This window comes from Streptomyces sp. BE20, from assembly GCF_036322525.1.
Classification (GTDB): Bacteria; Actinomycetota; Actinomycetes; order Streptomycetales; family Streptomycetaceae; genus Kitasatospora.
In genome coordinates this window covers 1-280 of the sequence record NZ_JAQYWW010000385.1, presented here as the reverse complement: position 1 = coordinate 280, position 280 = coordinate 1, and the positions used below count along the sequence as shown (strand labels likewise).

Genomic DNA, 280 nt, shown 5'->3' with positions numbered 1-280 from the left:
GCCCGGGTGTGAGGCGATCTTCGAGAACAGCCGCAGCCTCACCGGGTCGGACAGCGCCTTGAACATCGCGGCCATCAGTACCGCGTCCTCGGCCGACAGCTCCGCCGAGGTGATCGGCGGGCAGCAGGGCACGGCCTTGGGACGAGGTCATCGTCCTGACGGGCCTGCGCCCGGACCTGTCCTTTCTGGGCGAGCTGCGGCTCCACCTGGACGACCGCCTCCAGGCCCCCGCGGCGCTCGCCCCGCTGATCGACCCCAACCAGCACTCCTGCGGCACCGT

The 280-nt window shown here is 71.4% G+C and carries 2 pseudogenes; one reads left to right on the top strand and one right to left on the bottom strand.

The features are described 5' to 3' along the window. Positions 1-132, bottom strand: a pseudogene (locus tag PUR61_RS03010) (transcriptional regulator); the annotation flags it as partial. Between PUR61_RS03010 and PUR61_RS03005 the strand changes: the two are divergent. Continuing rightward, a pseudogene (locus tag PUR61_RS03005) lies at positions 120-280 on the top strand (flavoprotein); the annotation flags it as partial. The pseudogenes PUR61_RS03010 and PUR61_RS03005 sit on opposite strands and share 13 nt — an antisense overlap.